The organism is Microseira sp. BLCC-F43, from assembly GCF_041929235.1.
Classification (GTDB): Bacteria; Cyanobacteriota; Cyanobacteriia; order Cyanobacteriales; family Aerosakkonemataceae; genus Microseira.
This window is the reverse complement of the sequence record NZ_JBHFNP010000366.1, coordinates 1-9,097: the sequence shown is the minus strand read 5'-3', so window position 1 is coordinate 9,097 and position 9,097 is coordinate 1. Positions and strand designations below refer to the sequence as shown.

Below are 9,097 nucleotides of genomic sequence, written 5' to 3'. Positions count from 1 at the left end.
AAAAAAGCTGTATATTAAATTTTAATTAATCAAAACTCAACCTTTCTACCTGTTAGCAAATAGCATCATCAACAGAAAGTTGAGTGTGAATCTGTAGCGGAAAACGCCACAGAGACAAAATCCTTTGTTGCCAAGGCGATCGAGGAGTCAGATGTACATAAGTCCGGTCAGGGACATCGATTGGCAGTAAAGTAATATCGCGAACAGCTGCGAGTAGTTGTTCAGCGGTAGGATGATATGATGTCCGCCTAATTACCCTGAATAAAAATCTCTCCCAAGTCACCGTGTCACCGTTCTCCCTTGTCATTCCTAACTATGGGTGTTTCACCAGACATGATATGAGCCGTAGCGCGTTTAGGATTAGCTGCGTATAGACCCGCTAACTTCTCTTTTTGTCCAGTTAAATTACGACGAACGGAAAATTACAGTAGAGTCAGGACAAGCAGACCAATCGAGAGCAAGCGCATCAAACCAGTCACATGGTCATCTCGCTGCAAGTACATGGGAGTCAAAGATAAGCGAAAGCCTTTCAACCCACATTCCGCACCCTCAACTGGCACAATCGGAAATTACGGAGATAAAAGAACCCACCAAGAATAAAAACAGACATTCTGTGACTTAAACCAAACGATGCCTGTTTTTTAAGGATAAGTTGACCGAAGTGAGAAACTCAAATAGTCTCAGTAGAGAAGCACAAAGGCGATCGCACTCTGATTACCGACAACAAAAGAATGGTTATTCCAGCCTGATAGAGACGCTCAACTTTTGCTTTAAAATCAGTCATCTTTTTGTTTAAGTCACATTTGACCATTTTCTTCTTCCAAACCTCTCCAAAATCTTCTTCAAGTCACACCTGTTTGAATTTCCCCATAGTAAGCATCCTCAAACTCAGGAAACTTCTTGCAACATCCTACGAAGACAGACAAGGCTATCTCCCGTTCCACGCTGGACATCTTCAACTGTTTCGTATTCGATAGTCCAATACCCTTGATAACCAGAGTCTAGAAGCTCCTTGAGAATTGGCTTCCAAACGATTTCTCCCTCGCCAAAGGCACAGTACTCTGTGCCACCGTTGCTCCATCGAACATCTTTCCAATGGCTGTAATTCACCCACGGCAAGATATAGCGTAGCGCCATTAAGGGATCGACACCTTCTTTCAAGAAGTTTGCTGGATCGAAATTTACACCAACTGCAGGGCTTTTTATACCTTCCACGATCTTTGCTGTCTGTTGACCATTAACTGTAAGTCCCCCATGATTTTCTATAGCTAGCTTAATTCCATATTCTTGGGCGTAATCTCCTGCAAGGTTGAAGGCGTAATGGAGGCGGTTAAGAACTTCTGAGGAAAGATTCTCACTTACACTATCACCAGTAAAAATCCTCACTACCTCTGCGTTCAACCGCTTGGCTATGTCCACAAAACGTTGAACTTTCTGAATCTGCTCTTCCAAATCTGATTTATCCATCAACGTGAAGTCGTTATTGGCTGCTATGCAGACTACGCGCACACCTATCTCGTCAGCCCAACTTGCAACCCGATCTACTTCCTCGTCACTGCAACTATCAAGCAGATGTTTAGGTGTTGTGGGATCTACATTAACCTCGACTGACTCTATACCTAAATTAGCTGCTAAACGGAAGTATTCTGGGATTTCTAACTCTCTATAACCCCATGCAGCACATGCAAATTTAACTTGGTTGTTATTAGTATTTGACATCACATACCTTTACACTATCAGTACAATACATCTTTACTTTTGGACTAACTATTTTCCGATGGAGCAGCGCGAAGCACTGTTTTGGCTAGTACTGCAACGATCGCGTTTAGGATGACGATAATACCTAAAGCACCTCGGAGGTCAATCAAATCGGCAGCGAACCCGATCAGGGGTGGACCGCACAGAAATCCAAAGTAGCCTGCAGTTGTTACTGCCGCGAGGGCAAGACCGGGGGCTATTCCTGGAGTGATTCCTGCCGCACTCAGCACAATCGGACCAATCGAGGCTAAACCCATACCAACGCAGGCGAAGCCGATGAGTGCCGTAACAGGGTGGGTAATTAGTAAAGACAACGCCAATCCACCACTAGCCACAATACCGCCGAGGCGTATCATCCATACTGAACCCAGATGTTGGGTGAGCCAATCTCCTATGAAGCGACCCACGGCCATCGTCATGGAAAAGACTACGTATCCAGCGGCAGCCAGTCCAGGTCCAGTGTTAATTGTATTCTGGAGATAGATCGCGCTCCAGTCAGCCATCGCACCTTCCCCCAGCAGACCACAAAACGCCACTACCCCCAACCCGAGGAGCGCTCCCGTCGGTATAGCAAAAACTGGCTCTTCATGGCTATCGGTTTCAATATCGGCTGACAATAACCAATTTGATGCTGCGAGCCCAACTATTCCCAGCAAGAGTCCAGTGCCGAGCAAGTGTAGAACGGGATCAACCCCTAAATAGGCCAACAAACCGCTGCCAGCTGCACAACTCATACCGCCAACACTGAACATACCGTGAAATGACGACATGATCGGTCTGCCGTAACGTTTCTCGACATCTATGCCTTGGGCGTTTATACTCACATCGGTTGCTCCGTTAAAAGCTCCGAATAGCAGTAATGAAACTTCCAGTAGTGGTTCATTAGGAGCTAACGCGAGTAGGAGCAGCACCATGCAGTAGCCTAACACTGCTGTTGTGGTTACCAGGCGGCTGTCAAAGCGAGCAAGTAACCACCCCGTTGCTGGCATAGTTACTACCGCACCAATCGCCATACCCAGTAACACACGTCCGAGTTCACCATCACTCAACTCAAGTTTCTGTTGTACCGTTGGGATACGTGCGACCCAGTTGGCAAATACTGCGCCTTGGATGTAAAACAGTGCTGCTACAGCAAGGCGAGCAGCGCTTGGCACTTCCTTTTGTATCTGTTCATCCAGCAGATCTTGACTTATAGACATGTCCCACCTCCTTCTATTCCTCCTTTCATTCGTCACAGATTACGATAGCGCGAACAAAGTCATCCGCAATTATGCTGAATATCATGAGTTCATCACACGCTCTAGCCAAGCTCTATCAATCGCTTCCAGTGAATCCAGCACAATATCTGCGGCTGCAAATTCAGGATTCTCTCGTTCCTCTGCTGCTGGAATTACGATACATCGCATACCTGCATTTTTGGCACTCATCATGCCACGAATAGAATCTTCAACCGCGACGCATTTGCTTGGATGCACGCCAAGACGGCGTGCAGTTGTCAAATAAACTGCTGGATGGGGTTTGCCAAATTCCTCGGTTTCCGCAGAATTTAAAACATCGAATGCGTCTTGCAAACCTAGCCTCTTCAGTACCAAGGAGACTAAAGACATTGGCGATGAAGTTGCTAACGCTAGGGGCAAGTCCATGCTTCGACACAGTTGCACGGCTTCAACTGCTCCTGGCATTGGCTTCCCCTCTGTCTCCACAAGGAAGCCAACCCGACTGAGGATGCGTTCGGCAACTGCGGACTGGCTAGCACCTGTCCAAGGGAACTGTGCGTACCAATAACTAACGACCTCATCGGTACGCAAGCCCATTGTTTGAGAACACATGCTCGGTGTCAGCGGCACTCCTAAATTGTTGAATACCTCTACTTCCGCTCTACACCATAGCGGTTCGCTGTCTATTAATACACCGTCCATATCGAAGATGGCAGCTACGTCCAGCATGAGAACTTTCCTCAAGCGTTCATCTCCACAACGGTGCGCGTACCCGGTTGGGGACTCCAGGCGGTTAGTTCGGTTGGCAGCTTCTCTAGAGGTATCATCCGACCCAGCAGTTGCTCAAAGAATTTTTCGTCGCGTTTAATGTAAGCGATCGCTGCCCCCATTGTCTGGTCTGTGGCACCTGCAAAAGATGAGATCACCGTAATTTCCCGCATAAATAGCTCGTGTGGGGATACTGGTAAGGAAATCCCTTGCTTGGGTACACCATAAATGCATACTATACCAGCCTTGCGTACCAGACGCAGCGCAGTGGCTAGACCATCTGGCGAACCCGAACACTCGACGATTAGGTGCGCCCAATCGGGTTCTGGCATCTCGACTCGTTTAATACCCAATCGATCTACCCAAGGAAGCGGCGCTTTAGTGATGTCGTACAGGTAGATTTCCCCATGGAAGTTGGGGGAATGAGTTAGCAGATAGGAAATCAGAACACCCGAAAGTCCTCCACCGATAATCAGGGTTTTTGGTCGGGATACTGACAACAGATTGGTAGCAGCCAGAATGCGACTAGCTCCCCTCACCGCACAACTTAGAGGCTCTATCAGGACACCCAATGCTGGATTGTCCAATTCAAAGGGATGCAAGGACTTCCTGGGTGCGCGAATTTTCTGGGCATATCCACCGTCGTGGTTGACACCGAGTTCCTGCAAATTGAGGCAGTGACTGGTAAGTTGCTCTCGGCAATAGGTGCATTGACCGCAGGAAATCTCGTTATTCAGGGCAAAATAACCTTTTTCCTGAGGTAGCCGACAAACTACCTCATGACCCAAGATGCGCTCTTCATCTAAGCCCGCCATTGTCAACTGTTGGTCTGTTTTGCACACTCCGACAAATTCCACATCGGCAATGACTTCTCCATCTTGGACATTGGTTGGCGTGCTGACTTCACGGATCTCTACCTGATTGGCTCCGTATAGAACTGCGGCTTTCACTTGACACCTCCTGTGGCTAAAGATTGGGTTGAAAGCATCGGACCGAGTTTTTGCAGCACCTGATCGAGAACCCCAATAGTACGGTCAATTTCCTCGTAGCTGATGTCGAGATAGGGGGCGAACTTCAGGACGTTAAGGTCATATCCCCCTGTTTGCAGAATCATTCGCCAAGTCTTTCCCAGCCATGTAAAGTCGTTGTCTTGCGCGATCGCCGCTGCCAGTTGGGCAGAATTGCGATACGGTACACCCCTTTCATCCGCAAAAACCATATTCAGGAGCAGTCCCAAGCCATCAACGCTGTAGACAAAGGGATGACGAGCTTGCAGTTGGCGCAGCTTAGCCAGAAAGTACTCGCCTTTGGCTGGTACGGAAATTTCATAGTCCTGTGCCATCATATACCGCCACGTCGCCAATGCTGCTGCCGTACCCAGTGGGTGATTCGCAAAGTTACTGTGGGCGTGTCCTGGCGTGAAGACTTTTGGATCCACTAAGTCTGCTCTTGCCCATACCAAGCTCACCGGACTCAGTCCATTCGTGAATGATTTGCTCAAGGTGATAATGTCTGGCACGAACCCAAAGTGTTCAAAAGCGAACAACTTTCCGGTACGATACATCCCCACTTGAATTTCGTCGGCGACAATCAGAATCCCACGTTCGCGCAAATCCGTGAGGAATTTCTGATAAAAATCCTTCGGAGGGATTGTATAGCCCCGCCCTTGGCAAGGTTCGATAACCATCGCACCTATCTCGGAACTATTGGCGCTGGCAATGCCATAATATTCGTTTTCAAAAGCCTTGCCGATCATGCTAGCGCAGTATAAATCGCAGGTGTCTCTTTCCTTTTCATAGAAACACTGAGAGCAGTTGGCAAACGGGAACATAATCGCCCGTTCTGGAAACTCGTTAAAATACTGCCGATATCGGTGGCTGGAAGAAAGGTTCAGTGTAGCGAGGGAGCGTCCGTGGTATGCGCCCATCATCACAGCTACCTTGTTCTTTCCTGTATTCTTACGAACAATCTTCAGCGCGTCCTCTACCACTAGGGAACCGCCCACATTGAAAGATACCCGACCCTTGATGCCAGTCCTTTCATATATGGCATCGACCACCTGTTGGGCTATCAACAACTTCTCGCTATGTAGGAAGTCACCACACGCTTGGGGGAGCGTCTGGAATTGTCTTAAAACCTCCGATTCGATCTGTGGATTTCGATAGCCGAAGTTACAGCTGGAATGCCACATTCCTGTATCAATGTAGGTGTTGGCATCGTTGTCGAAAACTAACCCTCCTTGACAACTACTGACCAAGATGGGGTTCTCTTGATAGTGAACAGTATCTCCCCACGAAACACATTCCCGATCAATTTTCCGCAGATCCTCAACGCTGGCTTTTGGTAGTATCTTTAGGTTGTCACCATATCTTACCGCTTTTGACTCAACTCCTTGCCCCAAGAGCATTTCACTACTTGCTTCACTTATCAATTCTGTGTTTATGTTCAACAACCTGTTCTCCAACATACTTTCTCCTGTTTCTAACCTGACTATTTGTACTAACTAGCTAACAATTTTGCTCCGAGTTACTAATGCTCGGTCAATTCCTTGTAATTCGCGGTAAAACCTTGAAAAACTCTGTTTAGGTTTCCACTTTGAATCCTTCAAACGTCGTGGGGAAACCCTTACCAGTTGGTGAGGCACACATAACCCCCACACTCACAGTCTCAATTGATGTCAGATGGGCTAATCTGAGCATGGTGTATTTCTCCCCTTCGAGAGAGTAGAATACCTGCAAGGCTGACCCCTGTCGAATCACACGCATCCAAATCGAAGAGAGGTTTTGTGGTATGGAGACAAAAGATGCGTCTGAGTAATCGTGGGTAACTACAGCAATCACTTCCAGCACGCCATCAATAAGTTCAATCCCACACTTCAGCCAATTGGCTTCATCCAAACGCACCATCAATCCTGCCTGGTCGTATTGCTCCTGATACTGACCACTAATTTTCACCTCAGCAATAAAATCACCCGTGACTTGTTTGTAATAGAAGTGTGCATTATCGCTGATGAAGTCGTAGTGGGTCTGGCGCCAGAAATCTGTCTTGTGAGTTGAGGTAATTTTAATGGTGTCATTTTGAGACTCCCAGAGCAAAGGCTCATTGTGCCAGTTCATCACAGTTGTCTTCCTAGACATAATTTCTTGTTCATTACTTTTCATTTACCAAACCATGAGTTTTTTCTACACAATTGCCAACACAATTATTGAGATTCATTCTTCTGTGACGCACCCAACAAATTTCCTGTACAAATTTACCATAATTTATCTTATGGTATTCGCCCTTTTTTAGGATTTGTACACCAGATAATCTTATTGGCAAAAACCAGATAATCTTGTGGATTCTACAATTAATTAATATTTACTCATCTATACCCTTACCTATTTTTATACTAAAAATTACTTACTTTTACTAACAGCGCTAGCGCCGATTGTCAAGTAAGTTAGATAACAGTAGCAGCAAGATAGATAGCACCCTTAAAGTTTGTTGCTCGCCGATCGTAAGTTGTGGCGATCGCTCCATTTTTAGCGATCTGCGCTCCCTTGCCAAGCGTTGCGATCGCACTTATTGCCCAAGATGGCTTCACTCAACCCATCGCACGTTTGCCTCAGCACTGTGCTGGTAGGCACGCACAATTGTTGAGTCTATCATTGGGTATTCATTGTCTGCATCTTCGCCTAACGCCTCAAACAGCTGTTGCCACACTCCGCGTTTTGCCCATCGACTAAAACGCGTATGAACTACTCGAAAATCCCCAAATCGTTCGGGTAAATCCCACCACGGATTACCTGCTCGGTAGCGGTAAAGTAGATAAGCCAGTAAGGTGATTTCTTACTGTATGGTATAGCCGCCATCAACTGTCAAGGATTGTCCAGTAACAAACGAAGCCCCGTCTGAACATAGCCACACAACTGCTTCGGCAACTTCTTCCGGATCGCCGATCCGCCCCAATGGATGCTTTGCCATCATTTGCTCTTTAGACTCAACGCTATTACCCAGAAAGGGGTTATTGCTGAGGAAACGGTTTAGCATTGCAGTTTCGATAGAGCCAGGAGACACTGCATTGATGCGGATGCCAGATTTAGCATACTCCAAAGCCGCGGATTTCGTCATTCCTAAAACGCCATGCTTACTGGCAGAATAAATAGAGGAAGCCGGCATACCAACCAGTCCAGATATCGAGGAAGTATTGACAATAGTACCACCACCAAGCTTAAGCATCTCTAGGATTTCATATTTCATCGACAACCACAACCCTTTAAGATTAATGTCAATGATGGAATCAAACTCCTCCTCAGTCTGCTCAACGAGCGTTTTTATTGGTCCCTCAATACCTGCATTGTTGAAGGCGATATCTAGACGACCATAAGTTGCCACGGTTTTGTTAACCAATGCCTCAACTTCTACCGCTTTTGCAACGTCGGTTTTAACGAAAAAAGCTTCACCGCCTATATCTTTAATCAACTGTGCGGTTTCTTCACCCTCTAGGGTTCGCCGACTGGCAACAACAACTTTAGCTCCTTCTTTGGCAAAAGCCAGCGCCGTAGCCCTACCAATCCCGGAGCTACCACCAGTTATCAAAGCTACTTTACCTACCAGTCTTGCCATTTTAAAAATATCCTCATACGTTTGGCGCTCATGTCAAGTTTTTTGTGACATACAGTATTAAAACATATATTTAGCACACCCCTACAGCAATTTTTTTTTTTTCAAAATTAGCAATTCGTTGTCACTGGCCCGACCTGAAAGGGTCATTTGTTTTGCAGAGTCTGCTCTGAATCGGGAAGCGACACTGCCGGGTTTGATCCCTTGACCCAATGGTATCTCCTTGCCTGGGATGCCTTCCCCGCCAGAGAGTTCCCCTTCGATCAAGCCAGACAACTCGCTTTAGCCATAGGAGTATTTGATGGCAAGAGGGTTTGGGCGGTTGAAAGGCTTTCCCTAATCTTTGACTCCCATGTACTTGCAGCGAGATGACCATGTGACTGGTTTGATGCGCTTGCTCTCGATTGCTCTGCTTGTCCTGACTCTACTGTAATTTTCCGTTCGTCGTAATTTAGCTGTACAAAAAGAGAAGTTAGCGGGTCTATACGCAGCTAATCCTCAACGCGCTACGGCTCATCCTACCGCTGAACAACTACTCGCAGCTTTTCGCGATATTACTTTACTGCCAATCGATGTCCCTGACCGGACTTATGTACATCTGACTCGTTGATCGCCTTGGCAACAAAGGATTTTGTCTCTGTGGCGTTTTCCGCTACAGATTCACACTCAACTTTCTGTTGATGATGCTATTTGCTAACAGGTAGAAAGGTTGAGTTTTGATTAATTAAAATTTAATATACAGCTTTTTT

9 protein-coding genes and 1 pseudogene are annotated in these 9,097 nt (G+C 46.6%); all 10 read right to left on the bottom strand.

Annotated features, from left to right (window positions below; genetic code table 11):
• Positions 1-52: 52 nt before the first annotated feature.
• Entirely contained in the window at positions 53-307 is a 255-nt protein-coding gene (locus tag ACE1CM_RS48670) for a hypothetical protein (RefSeq protein WP_374886834.1), read from the bottom strand.
• A gap of 581 nt (positions 308-888) precedes the next feature.
• Complete coding sequence (locus tag ACE1CM_RS48665; RefSeq protein ID WP_374886833.1) at positions 889-1,719, bottom strand: sugar phosphate isomerase/epimerase family protein; 831 nt, start codon at positions 1,717-1,719, stop codon at positions 889-891.
• A gap of 44 nt (positions 1,720-1,763) precedes the next feature.
• Entirely contained in the window at positions 1,764-2,957 is a 1,194-nt protein-coding gene (locus ACE1CM_RS48660) for an MFS transporter (protein WP_374886832.1), read from the bottom strand.
• Between the two features lie 81 nt (positions 2,958-3,038).
• A complete protein-coding gene (gene hxpB / locus ACE1CM_RS48655; protein WP_374886831.1) occupies positions 3,039-3,704 on the bottom strand; it encodes a hexitol phosphatase HxpB in 666 nt (221 codons plus the stop codon).
• An 11-nt stretch (positions 3,705-3,715) separates the two neighbouring features.
• Positions 3,716-4,693 (bottom strand): zinc-binding dehydrogenase, encoded by a 978-nt coding sequence (locus ACE1CM_RS48650; protein ID WP_374886830.1) that lies wholly within the window; start codon positions 4,691-4,693, stop codon positions 3,716-3,718.
• Positions 4,690-6,192 carry an aspartate aminotransferase family protein gene (locus ACE1CM_RS48645; RefSeq protein ID WP_374886829.1) on the bottom strand — a complete coding sequence of 501 codons (1,503 nt, stop codon included), beginning with the start codon at positions 6,190-6,192 and terminating at the stop codon, positions 4,690-4,692. Before ACE1CM_RS48645 ends, ACE1CM_RS48650 begins: the two co-directional genes overlap by 4 nt.
• Positions 6,193-6,325: 133 nt before the next feature.
• Positions 6,326-6,904, bottom strand: coding sequence for a DUF1349 domain-containing protein (locus ACE1CM_RS48640; RefSeq protein ID WP_374886828.1), 579 nt, complete (start codon positions 6,902-6,904; stop codon positions 6,326-6,328).
• A 281-nt stretch (positions 6,905-7,185) separates the two neighbouring features.
• Entirely contained in the window at positions 7,186-7,329 is a 144-nt protein-coding gene (locus ACE1CM_RS48635) for a hypothetical protein (protein ID WP_374886827.1), read from the bottom strand.
• 17 nt (positions 7,330-7,346) lie between these two features.
• Positions 7,347-7,553 (bottom strand): annotated as a pseudogene (locus ACE1CM_RS48630) (transposase); the annotation flags it as partial.
• A 21-nt stretch (positions 7,554-7,574) separates the two neighbouring features.
• Positions 7,575-8,351, bottom strand: a complete 777-nt coding sequence (locus ACE1CM_RS48625; RefSeq protein WP_374886826.1) for an SDR family oxidoreductase — start codon at positions 8,349-8,351, stop codon at positions 7,575-7,577.
• Positions 8,352-9,097 lie beyond the last annotated feature (746 nt).

What these genes read in the sequence shown, in the direction of transcription:
- ACE1CM_RS48670 (WP_374886834.1), bottom strand. Translation starts at nt 307, where the DNA reads ATGACAAGGGAGAACGGTGACACGGTGACTTGGGAGAGATTTTTATTC.
- ACE1CM_RS48665 (WP_374886833.1), bottom strand. Translation starts at nt 1,719, where the DNA reads ATGTCAAATACTAATAACAACCAAGTTAAATTTGCATGTGCTGCATGG.
- ACE1CM_RS48660 (WP_374886832.1), bottom strand. Translation starts at nt 2,957, where the DNA reads ATGTCTATAAGTCAAGATCTGCTGGATGAACAGATACAAAAGGAAGTG.
- hxpB (WP_374886831.1), bottom strand. Translation starts at nt 3,704, where the DNA reads ATGCTGGACGTAGCTGCCATCTTCGATATGGACGGTGTATTAATAGAC.
- ACE1CM_RS48640 (WP_374886828.1), bottom strand. Translation starts at nt 6,904, where the DNA reads ATGAAAAGTAATGAACAAGAAATTATGTCTAGGAAGACAACTGTGATG.
- ACE1CM_RS48625 (WP_374886826.1), bottom strand. Translation starts at nt 8,351, where the DNA reads ATGGCAAGACTGGTAGGTAAAGTAGCTTTGATAACTGGTGGTAGCTCC.